Source organism: Paraburkholderia sp. SSBN10T, from assembly GCF_056619545.1.
Map to the genome: position 1 here is coordinate 143,425 of NZ_JBWQQI010000019.1, position 23,142 is coordinate 166,566.

Annotated in this window: 12 protein-coding genes; 9 read left to right on the forward strand and 3 right to left on the reverse strand. The window is 65.1% G+C overall.

The window, feature by feature from the left end:
* Nucleotides 1-239: 239 nt before the first annotated feature.
* The 7 genes from AC1ECK_RS26425 (at nt 240) to treY (ending at nt 18,521) form a co-directional block, all read left to right on the forward strand.
* A complete protein-coding gene (locus tag AC1ECK_RS26425; protein WP_480324383.1) occupies nt 240-3,692 on the forward strand; it encodes a maltotransferase domain-containing protein in 3,453 nt (1,150 codons plus the stop codon).
* Nucleotides 3,682-7,137 (forward strand): maltose alpha-D-glucosyltransferase, encoded by a 3,456-nt coding sequence (gene treS, locus AC1ECK_RS26430; RefSeq protein ID WP_480324385.1) that lies wholly within the window; start codon nt 3,682-3,684, stop codon nt 7,135-7,137. Before AC1ECK_RS26425 ends, treS begins: the two co-directional genes overlap by 11 nt.
* Nucleotides 7,130-9,346 carry a 1,4-alpha-glucan branching protein GlgB gene (glgB, locus tag AC1ECK_RS26435; RefSeq protein WP_480324387.1) on the forward strand — a complete coding sequence of 739 codons (2,217 nt, stop codon included), beginning with the start codon at nt 7,130-7,132 and terminating at the stop codon, nt 9,344-9,346. Before treS ends, glgB begins: the two co-directional genes overlap by 8 nt.
* A 107-nt stretch (nt 9,347-9,453) precedes the next feature.
* On the forward strand, nt 9,454-11,586 hold the full coding sequence (gene glgX / locus AC1ECK_RS26440; protein WP_480324389.1) for a glycogen debranching protein GlgX: 2,133 nt from the start codon (nt 9,454-9,456) through the stop codon (nt 11,584-11,586).
* Complete coding sequence (gene treZ / locus AC1ECK_RS26445) at nt 11,567-13,477, forward strand: malto-oligosyltrehalose trehalohydrolase (protein WP_480324391.1); 1,911 nt, start codon at nt 11,567-11,569, stop codon at nt 13,475-13,477. The genes glgX and treZ overlap by 20 nt, the downstream gene beginning before the upstream one ends.
* Nucleotides 13,474-15,678, forward strand: a complete 2,205-nt coding sequence (gene malQ / locus AC1ECK_RS26450) for a 4-alpha-glucanotransferase (RefSeq protein WP_480324393.1) — start codon at nt 13,474-13,476, stop codon at nt 15,676-15,678. The genes treZ and malQ overlap by 4 nt, the downstream gene beginning before the upstream one ends.
* Nucleotides 15,675-18,521, forward strand: coding sequence for a malto-oligosyltrehalose synthase (treY, locus tag AC1ECK_RS26455; protein WP_480324394.1), 2,847 nt, complete (start codon nt 15,675-15,677; stop codon nt 18,519-18,521). Before malQ ends, treY begins: the two co-directional genes overlap by 4 nt.
* A 97-nt stretch (nt 18,522-18,618) precedes the next feature.
* Here the strand turns inward: treY and AC1ECK_RS26460 are convergent, their stop codons facing one another.
* The 3 genes from AC1ECK_RS26460 to AC1ECK_RS26470 all read right to left on the reverse strand — a co-directional run bounded on the left by AC1ECK_RS26460 (nt 18,619) and on the right by AC1ECK_RS26470 (nt 21,711).
* Nucleotides 18,619-19,341 (reverse strand): sulfite exporter TauE/SafE family protein, encoded by a 723-nt coding sequence (locus AC1ECK_RS26460; protein WP_480324396.1) that lies wholly within the window; start codon nt 19,339-19,341, stop codon nt 18,619-18,621.
* Between the two features lie 105 nt (nt 19,342-19,446).
* Nucleotides 19,447-20,790 (reverse strand): hemolysin family protein, encoded by a 1,344-nt coding sequence (locus AC1ECK_RS26465; RefSeq protein ID WP_480324398.1) that lies wholly within the window; start codon nt 20,788-20,790, stop codon nt 19,447-19,449.
* Between the two features lie 123 nt (nt 20,791-20,913).
* Nucleotides 20,914-21,711 carry a sensor histidine kinase gene (locus AC1ECK_RS26470; protein WP_480324400.1) on the reverse strand — a complete coding sequence of 266 codons (798 nt, stop codon included), beginning with the start codon at nt 21,709-21,711 and terminating at the stop codon, nt 20,914-20,916.
* 207 nt (nt 21,712-21,918) lie between these two features.
* Between AC1ECK_RS26470 and AC1ECK_RS26475 the strand changes: the two genes are divergently transcribed.
* Both AC1ECK_RS26475 and AC1ECK_RS26480 read left to right on the forward strand, forming a co-directional pair.
* Entirely contained in the window at nt 21,919-22,260 is a 342-nt protein-coding gene (locus AC1ECK_RS26475; protein WP_090693236.1) for an FKBP-type peptidyl-prolyl cis-trans isomerase, read from the forward strand.
* A 17-nt stretch (nt 22,261-22,277) separates the two neighbouring features.
* The gene (locus AC1ECK_RS26480; RefSeq protein WP_480324402.1) at nt 22,278-23,069 is read left to right on the forward strand and encodes a helix-turn-helix domain-containing protein; all 792 of its coding nucleotides are present in this window, start codon (nt 22,278-22,280) and stop codon (nt 23,067-23,069) included.
* Nucleotides 23,070-23,142: the final 73 nt, after the last annotated feature.

The window sequence follows — 23,142 nt, forward strand, 5'->3', positions numbered from 1 at the left end:
GCCGCTGGCACAACGCTTGCTGCAGCCTACTTTCATCTGACCCAGAACCGCACGGCTAACCCATTGCGAGCGTACAGTGTTCGTTACTGCCCGGCGGGCGGGCGATCTTTGCACTACATTGACCAGTACGCGCGCTGAGTTCATGCAACGCGCAGCCTCCGGCTCTGGAAGCCCCAATGAGCGGTGTGATCGCATCTCGATGCATCCACATCGCGGCAGGACGAATCTGGAAACGACCGATGGAACCTTCAAAAAGGTATGCGCCGCGGATCTATTTTCTCCACTCTCTCCTCGTCGGGCCGCTCGACGCGTGGCCTGCGCACTTCAGGCACGCCGCCGGGCTCGGCTTCGATCATGTGCTGATCGGGGCGCTGTTCCAGCCCGGACAGGCCGGACACGCGCAGATTGTCAGCGATCACCGTCACCTGCACCCGGTCTTCGCAGCGCAGCAGGGCGCACCCGAGGCGCTGCGCAGCCTTGCCGCGACGGCGCGCCAGCAAGGCGTCGCGGTGCTGGCGGACCTCGTGATCGATCGTTTCGCGGCCGACAGCGCACTCTTCGCCGAACACCCGGACTGGTTCCATCCGTTCGAATCGGAAGAAGCCCGGCTCGATCCGCGCCATACACATCGCGAGGACAACGTCGCCTATGTGAATTTCGGCAACGAGAGCAGCACCGCCGCACTGCTCGACTGGTGGACCCGCGAACTCCTCACGCTCGCTGAAGCGGGGATTGCCGGCTTCCGTTTCGATTCGCCGCACCGTGTGCCTGTCCAGTTCTGGCGCCAGCTTGGTGCAGCGCTGCGGGCGCAGTATCCGGAGATACGCTTTCTCGCGGCCACGCCGGGGATCGCACGCGCCGATCTGCTGCATCTCGAGGGCGCGGGTTTCGACAGCGTGTTCTCGTCGGTGCGCTGGTGGGATTTCCGCTCCAGTTGGTTGACCGACGAGCATGCCGCGCTGACCCGCATCGGTGCGCCGATTGCGTTCCCGGAGGCGCCCTACGGCAGCCGCCTCGCCGCCGATCTCGACGGCGCCCACGACGCCTCGATGCTCGAGCGGGCCTACCGCCGCGCGCTGTTCACCGCAGCGGCAACCGGCACCGGCTGGCTGATGCCGATGGGCTTCGAATACGGCATCGCCCAGCCGATGTCATATGCGCGCGGCAACGCCGCGCAATATACCGAGCTGTGCAAGGCGGCGCGCTTCGACCTGTCGGCGTCGATCAAACATGCCAACGGCATACTGCATGAAGCCGACGCGTTGCAGAGCACCGGCGAGCTGCGCGCGCTGAGCGCCCCAGGCGCGCCCGCTGCCGTCCTGTTGCGCGGCGATCGCCTCGATCTGCGCGACAGCCGGCACGCAGCCCTGATCGTCATCAACCCCGATCTCGGCATGCCGGTCCGGGTCGACCCTGCGCGCTTTCTGGCCGGCGTGCCGGGCAACTTCACGCGCTTCGTGCCGCTCGATACCTCCGCGGAAACGCCGCCCGCCGCGCTCGCCCCGTTTACGCTCGCACCCGGCACCTGCCGGTTGTTCGGCGCACAGGCCGAGAAACCCGTGCAGCTCGCCCCGCCCATCGACAAATCGGGCAGCAAGCACAGCGGCCGCACAACTGTGCTGGAGGCGATTGCCGCGCCGCGTGTGGCGATCGAAAGCGTCACGCCGTCGGTCGACAACGGCCGCTTTATCGTCAAGCGCACGGTCGGCGAACGGGTCGACGTGACGGCGGCGATCTTTGCGGAAGGGCATGACAAGATCGCCGCCTCGGTCATGTGGCGCGCGGCTGATGAAACCGCCTGGCACGAAGTGCCGATGCTGCCTGCGCCACCCGCCGGCATCGACCTGTGGCATGCGCGCATCCCGCTGGAACGGGTGGGCCGGCACGAATTCACGGTGAACGCATGGCGCGACGACTTCGCCTCGCTGGTCGAACACGTACAAAAGAAGCTGAAGGCCGGGCAAACCGTCGAACTGGAAATCGACGAAGCCACTCATCTGTTTGCGCTGGTGCTGGCCGAAGTGGAAACGGCGGAAGGCGCCGTCACCGAGCCGCTTGAACATATCGTCAAGGCCTTCGCCAAGGCCGACCTGGACACGAAGCTCGCGGTACTACTCGCACCAGGCACCGCCAAGGCGATCACTGCGGCCCGTCACCGGCCGTTCCTGACGCGCGACCCGGTGGTCTACCGGATCGATGCCGAGCGGACCGCTGCGCGCTTCGCAAGCTGGTACGAAATCTTCCCGCGTTCGATGAGCGACGACGAAGCCCGGCACGGCACCTTCGCGGATGTCACGAAGAAACTGCCGCGCATCCGCGACATGGGTTTCGACGTACTGTACTTCCCGCCGATCCACCCGATCGGCATCGCCAACCGCAAGGGACGCAACAACGCACTGGAGGCGCTGCCGGGCGATGTCGGCAGTCCGTATGCAATCGGCGCCGTGGAAGGCGGCCACACGGCCGTCCATCCGCAACTGGGCACGCTCGACGACTTCAGGCAGATGCTCGCCGCCGCGCATGAGCATGGCCTCGAAATCGCGCTCGATTTCGCGATCCAGTGCTCGCCGGATCATCCGTGGCTCAGGGAGCACCCCACCTGGTTTGCATGGCTCCCCGACGGCACGCTGCGCTACGCGGAGAATCCGCCGAAGAAGTACCAGGACATCGTCAACCCGGACTTCTATGCGCACGACGCCAAGCCCGACCTGTGGCTCGCCTTGCGCGACGTGATCCTGTTCTGGATCGAAGCGGGCGTGCATATCTTCCGCGTCGACAATCCCCATACGAAACCGCTGCCGTTCTGGGAATGGATGATCGCCGACGTGCGCGCACGCCACCCGGAGGCGATCTTCTTCGCGGAGGCCTTTACCCGGCCACGCATGATGTACCGGCTCGGCAAGATCGGCTTCTCGCAGTCTTACACGTATTTCACCTGGCGCGAATCGAAGCGCGATTTCATCGAGTACCTGACCGAGCTCACGCAGACGAACATCCGCGAGTACTACCGGCCGAACTTCTTCGTCAACACACCGGATATCAACCCGCGCCATCTGCAAGCGTCGGGACGCTCCGGCTTCCTGATTCGCGCGGCGCTCGCCGCGACGCTCTCGGGGCTGTGGGGCGTGTATAGCGGCTTCGAACTGTGCGAAGCCGCGGCGCTGCCGAACAGCGAGGAATACCTCGATTCCGAGAAGTATCAACTGCGCGCGTGGGACTGGAACCGCCCCGGCAATATCGTCGGCGAGATCAGCGCCCTGAACCGGATTCGCCGCGCCAACCCGGCGCTGCAATCGCATCTGGGCGTCACGTTTCTGACGGCGCACAATGAACATATCCTGTTCTTCGAGAAAGCCACGGAAGCGCGCGACAACGTGCTCGTCATCGCCATCAATCTCGATCCGTTCAACGAGCAGGGCGCGGATGTCGAGCTTTCATGGGCGACCTTTGCCCATTGGCACTTGAACGATCAGGCGGCGCTCGAAGTAGTCGACCAGATGAGCGGCGCACGCTTCGAGTGGTACGGCCGCTGGCAGCACGTGCGGCTGAACCCCGGCGCGATGCCGTTCGCAATCTGGCGGATTGCGCCGGCGGGCGGCCTGCCACCCGAGCCCCCCGGCGCAGAGGACGATAGCGGCAGCCATGCAGACGCTGGCTCCCCATTCCCGACTGAAGGTGCGTATGAAACGTGACGACCCGACCGAGAGCACGTCGCAAGCCCACGCCGCCGCAGCGGCTAGCAGCCGCGCCGCCAAACCGAAGCCGGCCCGGCGCGGCAAGGCGTCGGCGCTCAGCGACGACCCGCTCTGGTACAAAGACGCGATCATCTATCAGGTGCACATCAAATCGTTCTTCGACGCGAACAACGACGGCGTGGGCGATTTCCCCGGACTGATCGCCAAGCTCGACTACATTGCCGAGCTCGGCGTCAACGCGATCTGGCTGCTGCCGTTCTATCCGTCGCCGCGCCGCGACGACGGCTACGACATTGCCGACTATCGCAATGTGCATCCGGACTACGGCCACCTTTCGGACGTGAAGCACTTCATTCAGGAAGCGCACGCCCGCGGCATTCGCGTGATTACCGAACTGGTCATCAACCATACGTCGGACCAGCACCCGTGGTTCCAGCGCGCCCGCCAGGCGAAACCCGGCTCGAATCACCGCAACTTCTACGTGTGGTCCGATACAGATCAGAAATACCAGGGGACGCGCATCATTTTCATCGATAGCGAGCCGTCGAACTGGACTCATGATCCGACGGCCGGCGCGTACTATTGGCACCGGTTCTATTCGCACCAGCCCGATCTGAACTTCGACAACCCAGCAGTGCTGAAGGAAGTGCTGCAGATCATGCGCTTCTGGCTCGATATGGGCATCGACGGTCTGCGTCTCGACGCGGTGCCGTATCTGGTCGAACGCGAAGGCACCAACAACGAGAACCTGCCGGAAACGCACGCGGTCCTGAAGAAAATTCGCGCCACCATCGACGCGGAATATCCGAACCGGATGCTGCTCGCCGAAGCGAACCAGTGGCCGGAAGACGTGAAGGAGTATTTCGGCGACGAAGACGAATGCCATATGGCGTTCCACTTCCCGCTGATGCCGCGCATCTACATGTCGATCGCCAGCGAAGACCGCTTCCCGATCACCGACATCATGCGGCAAACGCCGGACCTGGCCGAGACGAACCAGTGGGCGATTTTCCTGCGCAATCACGATGAACTGACGCTCGAAATGGTCACGGATTCGGAGCGCGACTATCTGTGGAACACCTATGCGAGCGATCGCCGCGCGCGGCTGAACCTCGGCATCCGGCGCCGGCTTGCACCGTTGATGGAGCGCGACCGGCGGCGTATCGAGCTGATCAATTCGCTGCTGCTGTCGATGCCCGGCACGCCCGTGATCTATTACGGCGACGAACTCGGCATGGGCGACAACATCCACCTGGGCGACCGCGACGGTGTGCGTACGCCGATGCAATGGTCGTCGGACCGCAACGGTGGTTTCTCGCGCGCCGATCCTGAACAACTGGTGCTGCCGCCGGTGATGGGCTCGCTCTACGGCTTCGACGCGGTCAACGTCGAAGCGCAGAGCCGCGACCCGCATTCGCTGCTGAACTGGACCCGCCGCATGCTCGCCACGCGCCGCGCAAAGCAGACCTTCGGGCGCGGCACGATCCGTTTCCTGAAGCCGGCCAACCGCAAGATTCTCGCGTATCTGCGCGAGATGCCGGGCGAGCCGGCGATTCTGTGCGTGGCGAATCTGTCGCGCGCGCCGCAGGCGGTCGAACTCGATCTGTCCGAGTTCAGCGGCACCATGCCGATCGAGATGACGGCGGATTCCATATTCCCCGCCATCGGCCAGCTCACCTATCTGCTGACGTTCCCGCCGTACGGTTTCCTGTGGTTCCTGCTGTGCCCCGGTACCCAACGCCCGGCGTGGAGCCAGGCGGCGTCCGAGCCGCTGCCCGAATTCGTCACGATTGTGATTCGCGAGGGTCAGACCGGACCGACGCCGGAGAACGTCCGGCTGCTCGAATCCGAAGTGTTGCCGTCGTGGTTGAGCCGGCGCCGCTGGTTCGCTTCGAAGGATCAGAAGATGCATGCGGTGCGACTTGCCGCGTTGACGACGATCCCGAACGGCGGCTTCGCCTTCACCGAAATCGAAGCGGACGTCGGCGATCACACCGAGCGTTATGTGTTGCCGATTGCTATCACCTGGGGCGGCGAAACCACCACGCCCTTGTTCATGCAACTGGCGTTGGCGCGCGTGCGCCGCGGCCGCAACGTCGGCCACCTGACCGACGCATTCGCACTGCCGATCTTCGCTCATAACGTCTTGCGCAAGCTGCGCGAGCGCGCGGTCGTGCCGACGGTGCAGAAAAGCGAGATCTGCTTCGTCCCGACCGAACGTTTCGACGAACTCGATCTGGACGACCGTCCGGAGATTCGCTGGCTCGCAGCCGAGCAAAGCAACAGTTCGCTGGTCATCGAGGACACGCTGGTGCTCAAGCTGGTGCGCCGCCTCGTGAGCGGCATCCATCCGGAAGCGGAAATCAGCCGCTATCTGACCAGGATAGGCTACCCGAACACCGCGCCGCTCTATGGCGAAGTGGTGCGCGTCGATCCGGCCGGCGTGCCGCATACCCTGTGTATCCTGCAAGGTTTCATCGACAACCAGGGCGACGCCTGGAACTGGGCGCTCGATTATCTGCGCCGCACGATCGACGAGCTCGCGCTCGCCGTCGACGCCGACGACGCCGCACCGGACCCCGAAAAGGAAGCGCAAGCCATCGAAGGCTACCAGGAGATGGCCGGCATCATCGGCAAGCGCCTGGGCGAGCTGCACGTCGCGCTGGCGGCGCCGTCGGACGATCCGGCTTTCTCGCCCGAGCCGGCCAGCTCCGAGGACGTGCAGGCATGGATCGACGGCACGCAAACGATGCTGGCCACCGCGCTCGACCTGCTCGCGCAACGCGTCGATCAACTGACCGACGATACGAGGGAGCTGGCCCAAAGCCTGTTCGATCGCCGCGCGGCGTTGACCGAAGCCGTCGCGAACCTCGTCCCGCTCGATGCCGGCGCATTGCGCACGCGCATTCACGGCGATTTCCACCTGGGTCAGGTATTGGTCGCCCAGGGCGATGCGTTCCTGATCGACTTCGAAGGCGAGCCGGCGCGCTCGCTCGAAGAACGCCGCCGCAAATCGAGCCCGATGCGCGATGTCGCCGGTCTGCTGCGTTCGTTCTCGTACGCCAGCGCAGCGGCGCAATCCACCACGGAAAGCGCGCCGCAGCAAACCGCCGATCGCAAGCGCGCGCTGTTCGACCGCTTCCGCGGCTACGCGGCCGAGAGCTTCCTCGACGCATACCGCGCCGCGGCCGCCCTTGCTGCGCAACCGCTCGTCGCGCCCGCTGCGGAACGGGGCCTGCTCGACCTGTTCCTGATCGAAAAGGCCGCCTACGAAGTCCGCTATGAAGCCGCCAATCGTCCGACGTGGCTCAGCCTCCCGGTGCGCGGCCTGGCTGCACTCGCGAGCCGGCTGCTCGGCGATACCGGCACGCCTCACGATACATCGGCGCCGGTTTCTGCCGGGGCCATACCGCCGAACCCGGCCGAAGGCGATTATGAGTGAATTCGATCCGACCGCCGGCCTGCAACCGCTCGATCTCGACGCGCTCGTCGAAGCACGGCACCCCGATCCGTTTGCGCAACTGGGCCTGCATCAGAGCGACGCGGGTCCGGTGGTACGCGCCCTGCTGCCGAACGCCGCGCAGGTGAGCGTGATTGCGCGCGCCGATGGCGCGACGCTCGGCGAACTGCAAAAAATCCATGCCAACGGACTGTTCGTCGGCCGCGTCAGTGCGGCCGTGCCGTACCGGCTGCGCATCGACTGGCATGGTCCGGTGCAGGAAATCGAGGATACCTATTCGTTCGGCCCAGTGCTGGGCGACGAGCCGTTGCACCGGCTCGCCCACGGCGACCCGTATGCAGTGCTCGAATGCCTCGGCTCGCGGCCGGTCGAAATCGACGGTGTGCCAGGGGTGCGCTTTGCGGTATGGGCGCCGAACGCGCGGCGCGTCTCCGTGGTCGGCGATTTCAACGCCTGGGACGGGCGCCGCCATCCGATGCGCTTGCGCCATCAGGCGGGCGTGTGGGAACTGTTCGTGCCAAGAGTGGGCGCCGGCACGCGCTACAAGTACGAGCTATTGTCGCGCGACGGCCATCCGCTGCCGCTCAAGGCCGACCCCTGCGCGATGCAAACCGAACGGCCACCTGCGACGGCGTCGGTCGTCGCGCACGTCGACGAAATCGAGCAGTTTCCGTGGACCGACAGTGCATGGATCCAGTCGCGCGGCGCCAACCAGACGCCGCGTTCGCCGATCTCCATCTACGAGGTGCACGCGGAATCCTGGCTGCGCATCGCCGAGGACGGCCACCGCGGACTCGACTGGGATGAGCTGGCAGAGCGGCTGATTCCCTACGCGCAAGGCATGGGCTTCACGCACATCGAATTCATGCCGATTGCCGAGCATCCGTTCGGCGGTTCATGGGGATACCAGCCGCTCTCGCAGTTCGCGCCGTCGGCGCGCTTCGGCAAGCCCGAGCAGTTCGCGCAGTTTGTTAACCGGGCGCACGAAGCGGGGCTCGGCGTGTTTCTCGACTGGGTGCCCGCACACTTTCCGAACGACGCGCACGGCCTCGCCGATTTCGACGGCACGCCGCTCTACGAGCACGCGGATCCGCGCGAAGGCTATCACCAGGACTGGAACACGATGATCTACAACCTCGGCCGCAACGAGGTCAGTGCGTTCCTGATCGCCTCGGCGCTGGCCTGGCTCAAGCGCTATCACGTGGACGGCCTGCGGGTGGATGCCGTGGCCTCGATGCTCTATCGCGACTACTCGCGCGCGGCCGGCGAATGGGTGCCGAACATCTACGGTGGACGCGAGAACCTCGAATCCATCGCCTTTCTCAAGCGCCTGAATCACGAAGTCGGCTATGTGCCGGGCGTGCCCGGCGCCATCACCATTGCGGAAGAATCGACCGCGTGGCCCGGTGTGACCGCACGCGTCGAAGACGGCGGCCTCGGCTTCGAGTTCAAGTGGAACATGGGCTGGATGCACGACACGCTGCACTACATGCATGAAGACCCGGTGTACCGCCGCTACCATCATCACAACATGACCTTCGGGATGGTGTACGCCTACTCGGAGTGCTTCGTACTGCCGCTCTCACACGACGAGGTGGTGCACGGCAAGGGCTCGCTGCTCGGCAAGATGCCGGGCGACCGCTGGCAGCGCTTTGCCAACCTGCGTGCGTATTTCGGCTTCATGTGGACTCACCCCGGCAAGAAGCTGCTGTTCATGGGCGGCGAGTTCGGCCAGATGGCGGAGTTCGATCACGACGGCTCGCCGCATTGGCATCTGCTCGACGATCCGCTGCATCACGGTGCGCAGAAACTGGTGCGCGACCTGAACCAGCTCTACTGCGACGAACCCGCCCTGTACACGCTCGATTGCGAACCCGGCGGCTTCGAATGGCTGATTGGCGACGATAGCGAGAACAGCGTGTTCGCCTACCGGCGTGTCGACGGCGCCGGCCGCGAACTGGTCGTGGCCTGCAATTTCACGCCGGTGCCGCGCCTCGGCTACCGCCTCGGCATGCCGGTCGCCGGACGCTGGAGCGAAATTCTCAATACGGATGCGAGCGTGTACGGCGGGTCGAACGTCGGCAATGCCGGCTTGATCTACACAGAGAACGTTGCGAGTCACGGCAAGCCGCAATCGGCCGCGCTGATCCTGCCGCCGCTCGCGACGATCGTGCTGCGCGCGGACACCTGAGACACGTGGCTCGCAGCCACCCCCGATGCATTCGTTGAGTCAACGTAAGGAAGGAACGCAGCAAGCGCCCCGCTAAGAGACGACCAATCAGAACAAGGACGGGAACCATGTCGCACGTATTACCCGACCGGCTGTTGCCGGGCTCGCCCTACCCGCTCGGGGCGAGTTGGGACGGGCTCGGCGTCAATTTCGCCGTGTTCTCGGCCCATGCCCAGCAGATTGAGTTGTGCCTGTTCGATCCGACCGGCCGCAAGGAGATGAGGCGCTTCACGCTGCCCGAGTGCACCGACGAAATCTGGCACGGCTACCTGCCTAATGCGCATCCCGGCACTGCCTACGGTTTTCGCGCCCACGGCCCCTATCAGCCGCAGCACGGGCACCGCTTCAATCCGCACAAGCTGCTGCTCGATCCGTATGCGCGCAAGCTGGTTGGACAATTCCGCTGGTCCGATGCGCTGTTTGGTTACCGGATGCATTCGAACCGGCTCGACCTGTCCGTCGACCGGCGCGATTCGGCGCCGGCCATGCCGAAGTGCGTGGTGATCGACGAGGCTTTCGACTGGTCGCACGACACCCGGCCGAATGTGCCGTGGGGCGAAACCGTCATCTACGAAACGCATGTGCGCGGCGCGTCGATGCTGCGCCCTGAACTGCGAACCCACGAGCGCGGCACGTTTGCGGCACTGGCCTCGCCGGAATTCATCGAGCATCTGCAAAAGCTCGGCGTGACCGCGGTCGAACTGCTGCCGGTGCATGCGTTCCTGAACGACCGCTTTCTGGTGGAGCGCGGCTTGCGCAACTACTGGGGTTACAACACGGCGGCATTTTTTGCGCCGGAGCCGTCGTATCTCAGCACGCACCGGCTCGACGAAATGCGCATCGCCGTGCGCCAGTTGCATGCGGCGGGAATCGAGGTGATCCTCGATGTGGTCTACAACCACACCTGCGAAGGCGGCGAGATGGGCCCGACGGTCTCGTGGCGCGGTCTCGACAACGCCAGCTACTACCGCCTCGTGCCCGGTGACGAGCGCCACCATATCAACGACACCGGCTGCGGCAATACCCTGAACCTCGCGCATCCGCGCGTACTGCAGATGGTGATGGATTCGCTGCGCTACTGGTCGACCAAATTCAACATCGACGGCTTCCGTTTCGATCTCGGCGTGACTTTGGGCCGCGAACATTCGGGCTTCGATCCCGGCTCGGGTTTCTTCGACGCGCTGCGCCAGGACCCGATCCTGTCGCAACGCAAGCTGATTTCCGAGCCATGGGATATTGGCCCCGGCGGCTATCAACTTGGCAATCATCCGCCCGGTTTCGCCGAGTGGAACGACCGCTTTCGCGATACCGTGCGCCGCTTCTGGCGCGGCGACGCCGGACTGCGTCCCGATCTCGCCGCGCGCCTCACGGGCTCTGCCGACCTGTTCAATCGCCGCTTCAGAAAGCCGTGGGCCTCGGTGAATTTCGTCACCTCGCATGACGGCTTCACGCTCGCCGATATCGTCTCCTATGAGCAAAAGCACAACGAAGCAAACAGCGAGAACAACAACGACGGGCATAACGAAAACTGTAGTTCGAACTGGGGCGCCGAAGGGCCTACCGACGATCCGGCGATTCTCGAAACCCGCGCCCGGGTGGCGCGCTCGCTCGTCACGACGCTGTTCATCGCGCTCGGCACGCCGATGTTGCTGGCCGGCGACGAAATCTGCCGCACCCAGCACGGCAACAATAATGCGTACTGCCAGGACAACGAATTATCATGGATCGACTGGGGACGCGCAGGCTCGGAGGAAGGTCGCCGGATGAGCGGGTTTGTGTCGCGCGTCATCGCTTTACGCAAGCAACATCCGCTGCTGCGCGAGACGCGTTTCCTGTTCGGCGACCGTGAAGTGCTGCCCGGCGTGTACGACATCGGCTGGTTCGACGAGCGCGGCGAGCCCTTGTCCATCGAGGCCTGGCAAGACCCGGAAGGCCGCGCGCTGACCTTGCGCCGCGCGGGTCCGGGACGCCATGGCGAAACGGAAGTATTGTTGATGATGCTCAACGCGTCGGGCGACGCCTTGCGCTTCGCGCCGCCCGCGCCGCATCTGGAATGGCACGTGCTTCTGGATACCGCAGACCCCGATTCGCCGCCCCACCTGCTCGCCGTGCCGGAGGTGGAAGTGGCTGCTCACGGCCTGGTCATGCTGGGCGCGGAGCAAAACCGAATGGTGATGAATCATGTCCGAGAGTCCGATTGATCCTCATGCGCGCCATCATGCGCATTGCTTGCCGTTCGGCGCGCAGTTGCTCGGCGCCGCAAGCGCGAGTCCGCGCACGCGCTTTCGCTTTTGGGCGCCGTCCTGCCAGTCCGTGCAGCTAGCGATCGAAGGTCCGGGCGCCCCGGTCATGCTCGAAATGACGCCGACCGGCAACGGCTGGTTCGAGACCGAGGCCGAGGGCGGCGCGGGCACCCTGTACCGCTACCGTCTCGACGGCAAGCTGACGGTGCCTGACCCCGCCTCACGTTTCCAGCCGCAGGACGTGCACGGTCCGAGCGAGGTCATCGATCCACGCGCCTACACCTGGCAGCATGCGCATTGGCATGGCCGGCCGTGGGAAGAAACCGTGTTGTACGAGTTGCATGTCGGCGCGCTCGGCGGCTATGCAGGCGTGATGAAGCGTTTGCCCGCGCTCGTCGAGCTAGGCGTGACGGCCATCGAGTTGATGCCGTTGAACGATTTCCCCGGCACGCGGAATTGGGGCTACGACGGTGTGCTGCCCTACGCGCCCGATTCGGCCTATGGCCGGCCCGATGAATTGAAGACGCTGATCGATGCCGCGCACGGCCTCGGCCTGAACGTGTTTCTCGACGTGGTCTACAACCACTTCGGCCCGGACGGCAATTATCTGCATCAGTACGCGAAACCGTTCTTTCGCGAAGATACGCATACGCCGTGGGGTCCGGCCATCGATTTCGAGCGCACCGAGGTACGCGATTTCTTCTGCGACAACGCGCTCTACTGGATCAACGAGTATCGCTTCGACGGCCTGCGTTTCGACGCGGTGCACGCGATCGACAATCACGACTGGCTGCGCGAACTCTCGGACCATATCCACGCCAAGGTGCGGCATGGGCGTCACGTGCATCTGGTGCTCGAAAACGAGCACAACTCCACTAGCCTGCTCGAAACGCATTTCGACGCCCAGTGGAACGACGATGCGCACAACACGCTGCATGTGCTGCTGACCGGCGAGACCGAAGGCTACTACCACGCCTTCGCCGATCAGCCGATCCGCAAGCTGGCGCGGGTGCTCACTGAAGGTTTTGCGTATCAGGGCGAGCCCTCGCCGATCCACGAAGGGAAGCCGCGCGGCGAACCGAGCGGGCATGTGCCGCCTACCTCGTTCGTGATGTTTCTGCAGAACCATGACCAGATCGGCAATCGGGCGTTCGGCGAGCGGCTGCGCAAGCTGTGCGCAGCGGATGCGCTGCGCGCCGCCACTGGCCTGTTGTTGCTGTCGCCACAGATTCCGTTGTTGTTCATGGACGAGGAATTCGGCTCCGACCAGCCGTTCCTGTTCTTCACCGATTACAGCGGCGACCTGGCCGAGGCCGTGCGCGAAGGACGGCGCCGCGAATTCGCCCGCTTCGCGTCCTTCAGCGACGCAACGCGCCGCGCGCAGATTCCGGATCCGAACGCACCGCAGACTTTCGCCGCATCGTCGCCGCCTGCCGATACCGCTGCGCAACCTGACGCCGAGGAACGGCTCGACTGGATGCACTTCTACAAATCCGCGCTCACGGTGCGTGCGAAGCTGATTGCCCCGCGCCTCGCCCATTCGAAGGCGCTGGGCGCCACCGTGCTTGCCGCGCAGGACGGCAGCGACGCCAACGCGCTGGTCGCGCGCTGGCGGCTCGACGACGGCGAGACGCTGGCCATTGCGCTCAACCTGGGCGCCGCCGACGTGCCGTTTCCGCAAACGCCCGCCGGAATGATCGTGTTCGAAACGCCGCCACGCGTCCGCGACCGGCTCGGCGCGCAGGTACTGCCGCCTCACACGCTGGTGGCATGGCTGACCGGCGACGTCAGCGAGTACGCCCATACGCACGATGCGCGCAAGGTCGTCGAACGGGAGTGGCACGCATGAACTCCCCGCGCCGCCCCGCCGACACGATCGACAGCCTCGCCGCCCGCGCGGGTTTCGAGGTTGAATGGCAAGACGCACACGGCGTTACCCAGCACATCCCGGAACGCACGCTGACGGTGCTGCTCGAACGCCTGGGACTGCCGTGCAACAGCGCGACCCAGATGCGCCAGAGCGCCGCCGCGCTCGAAGCGGAACTGTCCGGCCGCAAACTGCCGCCGCTGATGACCGCCGAATGCGGACGCGGTATCGCGCTATCTGCGGCTGCGGTCAAATCGGGCAGCCACTACCGGATCGAGCTCGAAAGCGGTTCGCAGATCGATGGCCGCTTTACTGCGCCCAAAGGCGAAGCGGCGCTGCTGTCGCCCATCGACGAGCCCGGCTATCACACGCTCTTCCTCAACGACCATCGCATCACGCTCGCGGTGGCGCCGCCGCGCTGCTATACCGTCGCCGATGCGTGGCGGGCCCTGCAGGACACCCCCACTCCGCCGATGTGGAGTATCGCCGCGCAGCTCTACGGCTTGCGCCGCACCGGCGATGGCGGCATTGGCGACTACTCCGCGCTCTCGCGCCTGGCGATTGAAAGCGCGCAGCGCGGCGCGCACGCGCTTGCCGTCAGCCCCACGCATGCGATGTTCAGCGCCGAGCCGGAACGCTTCAGTCCGTATTCTCCGTCGTCGCGCTTGTGGCTCAACGTCACGCATATCGATGCCGCTGCCGTGTTTGGCGCGGACGCTGCGCGCGCCGCGATCGATGCGGCCGGGGCGAGCGAAACGTGGTCGCAACTCGAAGGCCTCGCGCTGATCGACTGGCCACAGGCGGTCAGACTGAAGCTCAAGGTGTTGCGCACGTTGTTCGAACAGTTCTGCGTGCATGACCGGGCGCAGGACGCCCCCCGCGCGCTCGAATTCAACGCATTCTGCGTACGCGGTGGCCGGTCGCTGGAAGACCACGCGCGCTTCGAGGCGCTGCAGGCGGTGCAACTTGCCCAGCCGGAGCGCAACGGCCACTGGCGCAACTGGCCCGAGTCCTTGAGCGACCCGCGCAGTGCGGAAGTCGAAGCGTTTGCCAACGCGCATCGGCACGAAGTGGAGTTTCATCTGTTCCTGCAATGGCTCGCCGCCAAGGGTTTGTCCGATGCCCAGCGCGCAGCCCGCGAGGCGGGCATGGCGGTCGGCCTGATCGCCGACCTTGCAGTGGGTTGTGACAGCGCCGGCAGTCACGCGTGGTCGTATCGCGACGAGATGCTGCAAGGCGTCTCGGTCGGCGCGCCGCCGGATCTGTTCAACCAGGCTGGCCAGGCATGGGGGCTCACCACCTTTTCGCCGCGCGCCATGCGCACTCAGGGCTTCTCTGCGTTCATCGACATGCTGCGCGCAGCGTTTGCTCACGCGGGCGGCGTCCGTATCGACCATATCCTCGGTCTGCGCCGTCTGTGGCTCGTACCGGATGGCGAAAGCGCGCGCAACGGCGCCTATCTGCGCTATCCGCTCGAAGACATGCTGCGCCTGATCGCGCTCGAATCGTCGCGGCACCGCTCGATTGTGATCGGCGAGGATCTCGGCACCGTGCCGCCAGGCTTTCGCGAACGGCTCGACGAACACGGCATGGCGGGCATTCGCGTACTGTGGTTCGAAGGCAGCGAGTGGGGCAGGGGCTTCAAGCCGCCGCAACGATGGGACCGCAATGCAGTGGCGACGACTACCACGCATGACTTGCCGACCGTCACCGGCTGGTGGCGCGGCGCCGACATCACCTGGCGCAATCGCATCGGCCAGACCTTGCCGCGCGCCGATGGCCGCGATCCGGTCGAAGTGGCGCAGGCCGAGCGCGCGGAAGATCGCACCTTGCTGTGGGAAGCGTTCCAGCAAGCAGGCGTCGCCCCGAGAGATGTGCCCGCGCCGCCGCCCGAGAGCGCCCCCGTGGATGAAGCGCTTGCCTTCGTCGCCGCCACACCGGCGCCGCTCGTCACCTATCCGCTCGAGGACCTGCTCGCGCTGGAAGAGCAGCCGAATCTGCCTGGCTCGATCGACGAGCATCCGAACTGGCGGCGGCGCCTCGCGCTAACGGTCGACGAATTGTTTCAGGAGCCGGCTTTCAGCGACCGCCTGCTCGCAGTCGAACGGGCGCGCAGCGTGGCGGCTGCGTCCCGTTCTGCTGCCGATTCCGCCACCGCTTCTTCGGGGCCCGACACACCATGACCGTCCCGCGCTCCACACTCCGGCTCCAGTTCCACAAGGGCTTTACGTTCGACGACGCGCTCACGCACGTCGAATACTTCGCCGCGCTCGGCGTCAGCCATCTTTATGCATCGCCGGTGACGACGGCCGAGCCCGGTTCGAGGCACGGCTACGACACCGTCGACTACACCCAGGTCAGCGCGGAATGCGGCGGCGAAGCAGGCCTCAAGCGGCTGGCGGGGAAGCTGCGCGAACACGGCATGGGGCTGATTGTCGACGTGGTGCCGAATCACATGGGCGTAAGCGGATCGAGCAACGCGTGGTGGCTCGATATTCTCGAGTGGGGACGTCATAGCGCGTATGCGCGGCATTTCGACATTGACTGGCATTCGCCCGATCCGGCATTGCGCGGCAAGGTGCTCATGCCGTGCCTGGGCGCATCGTACGGCGACGAGCTTGCGGCTGGCCGGATCGAATTGCGCTTCGCCAAGGCAACGGGATGCTTCTACATGAGCTATGGACCTCATGTGGGCCCCATCTGTCCCATCGATTACGCGTCGATCCTGCAAAGCGCCGAGCGCGCGGATCTGAGCGCGCTCGGCGAGCGTTTCCAAGGCTTGACCACACAACCCGCGGACCAGCCACGTGCCGCCGAAGCACGCGAGTTGCTGCGCGAGTTTGTCGCGCAGAACGGCATGGCGGCCATCGAAATCGCGTTGGCAAACTATGCACCGAGTGAGCCGGTGACGCGCGACCGTCTGCATCGCCTGCTCGAACGCCAGCATTTCCGGCTTGCCTGGTGGCGCACGGCGTCGGACGAAGTGAACTGGCGGCGTTTCTTCGATATCAGCGCGCTCGCGGGCGTACGGGTCGAACGGCCCGAGGTGTTCGACTCTGTGCATGCGCTGCCGTTGCGCCTCTACGCAGAAGGTGTGATAGACGGTGTGCGCGTCGATCACGTGGACGGCCTCGCCGAGCCACGCGAATACTGCCAGCGGCTACGGCAACGGCTCAACGATCTGCGCGAAGACGAGCCGTATGTGGTGGTCGAGAAAATCCTCGGCCGCGGCGAACCGTTGCGCGACGACTGGCCGGTCCATGGCACGACCGGCTACGACTTCATGACCGACGTGGGTGCGCTGCTGCACGATCCGGCCGGCGCCGAACCGCTCGCCGCGACATGGGCCGAGTTGAGCGGACGCAGCGCGAGCTTCGCCGATGAAGCACTGCTGGCACGGCGCAAGATTCTGGCGGAAAACCTCTCGGCGGAACTCGACCGCGCAGCACGCGCGTTACACCGGATCGCACGCGATTCGATTACCACACGCGACTTTACGTTCACCGCGCTACGGCGCGTGCTGGCCGAACTGGTCGTGCATTTCCCGGTTTATCGCATCTATCCGCAGAACGGCTTGCGCACCGAAGCCGACAACGTCTATTTCAAGCAGGCGCTGGCCGGCGCGAAGCAAGCGCTCTCGCCTGCCGATCATGCCGTGCTGGAACAGGTCGACGCCTGGCTAGGCGGCAGCGCGGCCGACGACGCCACGCCGGCTCGCACAGCCGCCAGTACGCAGCCGGGTTCGAACAACATGCCGTTCAATCACGCGGGATCGTCGCGGCGCACTGCGCAAACGCTGTTTTCGCAGCTAACCGCGCCAGTGGCCGCCAAGGCGGTCGAGGACACAGCGTGCTATCGCTACGGCCGCTTGTTGTCGCGCAACGAGGTCGGTTCGGACCTAGGCGAGTTTGCGCTTTCGGTCGAGCAGTTTCATGCCGCCAATCTCGAACGGGCGCGGCGCTTCCCGCACGCGATGCTGGCGACCGCCACGCACGATCACAAACGCGGCGAAGATGTGCGCGCCCGTCTCGCCGTGCTCAGCGAAATCGCCCACGACTGGAGCGCGACGCTACGCGCATGGTCGACCTTGAACGCGCCGCAGCGCCGCGCGCTCGACGGCAGTGCGAACAGCCTCGATCATACCTGGGCGCCAGGCCCAGGCGCCGAAGCGATGCTGTATCAAACCCTGGTGGGCTGCTGGCCGCCGCCTCTCTCGCCCGATGATGAAGCCGGCGTCAAGGCACTCGCCGAGCGGGTCGCGCAATGGCAGTTGAAGGCGCTGCGCGAAGCGAAACTGCGCACCTCCTGGCTCGCCCCCGACGAAGCGTATGAGAACGCATGCCGTGATTTCCTGTTCGATATCCTCGCGCCGCAACGGCGCGACGGTTTTCTGCGTGAACTCTCGGCATTGGTTGCACGAATTTGCCGGGCCGGTGCGATCAACAGCTTGCAGCAGACCGTGCTGCGGCTCGTGTCGCCTGGCGTCCCGGATCTGTACCAAGGCACCGAGTTGTGGGACTTCAGCCTTGTCGATCCGGACAACCGTCGTCCGGTCGATTTCGCGCAGCGTCAGGCGTGGCTGGTCGAGACGCCGCCGTCGGACTTTCTGCCCGACTGGCGCAGCGGTCGTGTGAAGCTGGCGATCGTGCAGCGCCTGCTGGCGTTGCGTGCGCATCTGCCGGCGTTGTTGAGCGAAGGCGCATATGTGCCGCTCGCGGTGAAGGGCCAGCACGCGGCGCATGTGGTCGCGTTTGCGCGAAGACACGGGAACGCCTGGGCTGTCGTCATCGTCACCCGCCTTGCGGCGTGCCTGCTCGACGAGGGCAATGACTTGCCGCTCGTCGATGCGGCGCGCTGGGGCGATACAGCGGTTGAAATACCCAGCGAGCTGACATCGCGCGCGCTGTTCGACTGGATGAGCACGGCTGCGCCCAAGGTCGAAGACCACGGCGTGCTCTATCTGCGCGACGCGCTGGCGACGATGCCGGTGGCGGTGCTGGTCGAGGATGGGGTGCCGCGGGCCTGAACGCTCGTCACGAATTGGCATGCATGCGTACATGCGGCTCCGATAATCCGACGCCGGTTGCCTGGGCTGCCTGCCCGCGCCATGGCGTGCGCCATGGTTACCGCCCGGCAGCCCACAACAGCGAGAATCCCGACGACAGCATCAACCCGTCGACCACCAGTTTGAAAGTGCGCGGACTCATCCGCACCACCACATAACGTGCCGCAAACGAGCCCACCATCAGCGCCGAGCCGGTAATCAGGCCGTCGAACACCACATGCAGCGGCAACGCGCCAAAGTGCTTGAACACGGCCACCTTGGTGCCGTACACCGCGAGCGAACCTGCGGCTTCCGTTGCCAGAAACGCGCCTTTCACGAGGCCATACGACATGAAAACCGGCACCGTGATCGGCCCGGTCGAAACCACGATGCCGGTCAGAAATCCGACCACGCCGCCGATCAACGCCAGATGCAGCAGCGAGAACTGAACGGAACGGCGCGCAAGCCAGCGCCTGGTCGGCACCATCGCGAGAAAGAACACACCCAAGGCGAGTTCGACTGCATGAGGCGGCAAGGCCAGCAGGGTCCGCACGCCAAGCGCGGCGCCGGGCACCGCAGTCGAGCAATACGCTGCACAAGCCCGCCAGTCGACTTCGCGCCACCACGCGAGGATCTTGCCTAAATTGCCCATGATCGCGGCGATCGCCATGATCGGCACGGCTTGCTGCGGTCCAAACAACGTGACCAGCACAGGCATCAGCATCATTGACGAGCCCGTGCCGATCACGCCGGCCAGCATGCCCGCCAACAGCCCTACGCCCAGTACAAGCAGATAACCCATGTCGCCCCCGGATGGTGTTGGGCGAGGATTTTAACCGGGGGATATGTCTGGTGAAAGACGACGTGTGGCAGAGGTAAGCAAGCAACGCGGCCGCGTCGGCGCCGCTCAACCGCCTTCGTCGTCGAAGCGCTTCGGATACACGCGCACCAGCAGAATGCGCGGCCCCTTCATCTTCTTGACGACGATATCGAAGCGATCGAACTCGACGCGCCGGCCTTCAGTCGGCAGATCGTTGAGCGCCTGGATCACCAGCCCGCCAACCGATTCGGCCCGGCCTTCATCGATATCGATCCCGAGCGCCCGCTCCAGCGACACCACCGGCAAACTGCCCTTGCCCATCAGCGTGCCGTCGTCCATCCGGGTCCAGTCGGCATCGCCCTGGCGAAACTCGTCGTGAATCTGCCCGACCAGCGCGCCAAGCAGATTGTCGAGCGTCAGAAAGCCGATCGGCGCGGCGTTCTTGTGACCGACCAGCGCCAGGTGCGGCGCGCCCTTGCGAAAGCGCCGGAACAGTTCCAGCGCGGGCATGTCCGGCTTCACGTACTGAACCGGCCGGACATACTTCGAGAGATCGTCGAGCGTGCTGCCCGCGTGGCGCGCCAGCAGCAGATCCTTCAGGTGGATCATGCCGGCCACGCGCTCGCCTGAGCTGTCCTCAAACAGCGGATAGCGGCTGAAGCGATGCCGTGCGACCACCTGCATGTTCTCGCGCAACGGCAGATCGCGCCGCAGTCCGACCATCTCGTAGGCCGGCCGCATCAGATCGGAGACCGTCATGCGCGAGAAATCCAGCGAGTGCGCGATGGTGTTCCATTCGTCCTGGCTATAGGCGCCTTCGGTCGCGCTCATGCCGCTTGCGACGCTGGCATGGCGGCCGCGCAAGATGAGCTTCAGTTCTTCGGTGGAGTAATGCGCCTCACCGCCGTGATCGGCCGTCAGACCCGCCAGACGGAGCACCGCGTTCGCGCTGGTGTTGAGCACCCAGATCGCCGGATACATCGCCCAGTAGAACCCGTAGAGCGGCGTGGCGGCCCACAGCGACACCTTCTCCGACTGGCGAATCGCGAGCGACTTCGGCGCCAGCTCGCCCACCACGATATGCAGAAACGAGATGCACGAGAACGCGAAGAACAGCGAGACGCCGTGGATCAGCTTCTCCGATTCGATCCCCAGCACGCGGAATACCGGCGTCAACAGGTCCGCGAAGGCCGGCTCTCCGATCCAGCCGAGGCCCAGCGACGCGAGCGTGATGCCGAGCTGACAGGCGGACAGATAGGCGTCGAGATGTCCGTGGACCTTCGCCAGCAAGCGGCCGCGCACGCCGTGCTGCGCGGCCAGACTCTGCACGCGCGTTTGCCGCAGCTTCACCAGGCCGAATTCGGCCGCAACAAAAAACCCGTTGAGGGCAACGAGCAACAACGCACCAATAAGGGCGACGACCTGAATCAAGAGAAAGGGCTCCGGCAACAAAAGTTGTCAGTATAGAGGTGAAAGCAATGTGAAAGTTTTTACGGCGGCCGGTGGAATATTTCCACCGTCTGACGCGTTGCCCGTCGTGCGCGCCTTTGCCTGTTAGGGTGCGACGAGCGGGATGCGCAGCGCAAGCGTCGCCGGCTGGCGATCCTGCATCTCGCTTTGCTCGAAGGAGCCGCCGTGAGCTTCGGCCACGCGCTTGCACAGCGCCAGTACCCATGCGATCCGGCCCGCTTCGCTCGGCGTGCGCGCCTGGGTGCGCGCGAACGGTTCGAGCAGATGCGGCAAGGACGGATCGTCGAGCGCGGCAAGGGTTGCATCGAAGCTGACAACCGCGTTCCACGCGGTGGCGTCGGCGCTCGAGGCGAGCGTGACTTTCCCGGCGTCCGCGCTCGCTTCGACCGCGAACGTGAGCATCAGCCACAGAGCCGCCGCGAGACGCTCGCGGTCGCCGCCGAACTGTTCAGTGGACAGCGCCGAGTCGAACGCCACCGACACGCCGCGCGCCCTTGCGAGTCCGGCGCGAACTTCGTCTACGGAGTCCGAAAACAAGGCCTGCAAGGCAAAGGGTTCACGCGCGAGCGCCAGATTACGGGTTCCGGCGCGAGTCGTATCGACGAGTGTCTCCAGCAGCTTGACCTGTTGCTCCACGCCGCTGCGGATGCCGCCGATGGCGCGCTGCGCGGCGGGGTCGTTGGCGTCGAGCTTGCGCTCGAGCACGTACGCCCAGCTATGAATCGCGTTGAGCGGGCTGCGCAAGTCGTGCGACACCAGCGACAAGACGTGATCACGCATGAACAGCGCAGCCTCCGCGCATAGATGCGCGGTGCGTTCGGACAAGGAGGCGCCGGAAGCGAACTGCTGGCCGCCGCCGGCTCCGGTGGAAGACGTTGTCACGATCTAGGCCCTCTCAGGCAGTGCATGGATAAATGGAGTCCCCATTATAGGCATGCTCCTTCGCGAGTCAGGATGCAGGTGGGTCATCCATGCGTCGCAGTCCTTCGCTCACGCACCGGAAGGCTTGGCAGAACCCGGTGTTCTGGGCGATACAACCTCAACACGCCTACAATGTCGGTTTTTACGACTTGTCTCAAGGAGCAACTCATGTCGACCGTGACTACCGAATCCGGCCTCAAATACGAAGACCTGACCGAAGGCACCGGCGCCGAAGCGAAAGCCGGCCAGACCGTCAGCGTCCACTACACCGGCTGGTTGACCGACGGCCAGAAGTTCGACTCCAGCAAGGACCGCAACGATCCGTTCGCGTTCGTGCTGGGCGGCGGCATGGTCATCAAGGGCTGGGACGAGGGCGTGCAGGGCATGAAGGTGGGCGGCGTGCGCAAGCTGACGATTCCGCCGCAACTCGGCTATGGCGTGCGCGGCGCAGGCGGCGTGATTCCGCCGAATGCGACGCTGGTGTTCGAAGTCGAACTGCTCGACGTCTAAGGTCTGCAGGTTCGCACGTGAGCCACGCGGCCCTCACCGCCCCCTGCGTGTCGTTGCGCCGTTATGGCGCGATCGAAGCGTCGGACGTGCACGACTTTCATCAGGTCGTGCTGGGGCTCGACGGCGCAATGGTGATGACCGTGGACGGGGTCGGCCAGCAGATCGACTCCGGTTCGGCGTGGCTGATCCCCGCCGGCGCGCAGCATGACTATGCGGGCGTCGGCGAGAACCGGCAGTTGGTGCTCGATTTGCCTGCGGCGTCGCTGGCGGTGCCGGAACGTTTGTTCGACCGGGCCCGCGCGGTGAGCGTGGATGCTTCGCTGACGCAGCTTGTGCATAGCATTGCCGCCCGCGCGACGGGCGGCATGCAGGCCGCGGACGATCTCAGCAAACGGCGCTTTCACTGGGATGCGGCGGCGCGTTTGTGCGCGGCCATGCTGGCGGATGCCGGCACGACGCAATCCGCGATATTCGATGGCGCACCCGGCGCCGGTCTCGACTTCGCACGCATCGACCGCTGGCTGCGCGCGCATTTGTCGGAGCCGTTGCGCATTGCCGATCTCGCCACGCATTGTGGCTTCGGCATGCGGCGTTTTCACCAGTTGTTCATCGATGCGTTCGGCGAAACACCGCATCGCTATTTGCAGCGTCTGCGGCTCGATACTTCAATCACGCTGCTCGCCGACCCGCGGCGCTCGCTGACCGATATCGCGCTCGAAGTCGGCTTCGGCGATCAGAGCGCCTACACGCACGCTTTTACGCGACGCTTCGGCCTCGCGCCCGGTCAATGGCGCACGCTGCGCCATTGACCCAATAACCACTAGGATTCGCTGCGCCATTGACCCAATAACCACCAGGATTCGCTGCGCCATTGACCCAATA

Coding starts and splice junctions, on each gene's coding strand:
- AC1ECK_RS26425 (WP_480324383.1), top strand. CDS start 240: ATGGAACCTTCAAAAAGGTATGCGCCGCGGATCTATTTTCTCCACTCT.
- treS (WP_480324385.1), top strand. CDS start 3,682: ATGAAACGTGACGACCCGACCGAGAGCACGTCGCAAGCCCACGCCGCC.
- glgB (WP_480324387.1), top strand. CDS start 7,130: ATGAGTGAATTCGATCCGACCGCCGGCCTGCAACCGCTCGATCTCGAC.
- glgX (WP_480324389.1), top strand. CDS start 9,454: ATGTCGCACGTATTACCCGACCGGCTGTTGCCGGGCTCGCCCTACCCG.
- treZ (WP_480324391.1), top strand. CDS start 11,567: ATGTCCGAGAGTCCGATTGATCCTCATGCGCGCCATCATGCGCATTGC.
- malQ (WP_480324393.1), top strand. CDS start 13,474: ATGAACTCCCCGCGCCGCCCCGCCGACACGATCGACAGCCTCGCCGCC.
- treY (WP_480324394.1), top strand. CDS start 15,675: ATGACCGTCCCGCGCTCCACACTCCGGCTCCAGTTCCACAAGGGCTTT.
- AC1ECK_RS26460 (WP_480324396.1), bottom strand. CDS start 19,341: ATGGGTTATCTGCTTGTACTGGGCGTAGGGCTGTTGGCGGGCATGCTG.
- AC1ECK_RS26475 (WP_090693236.1), top strand. CDS start 21,919: ATGTCGACCGTGACTACCGAATCCGGCCTCAAATACGAAGACCTGACC.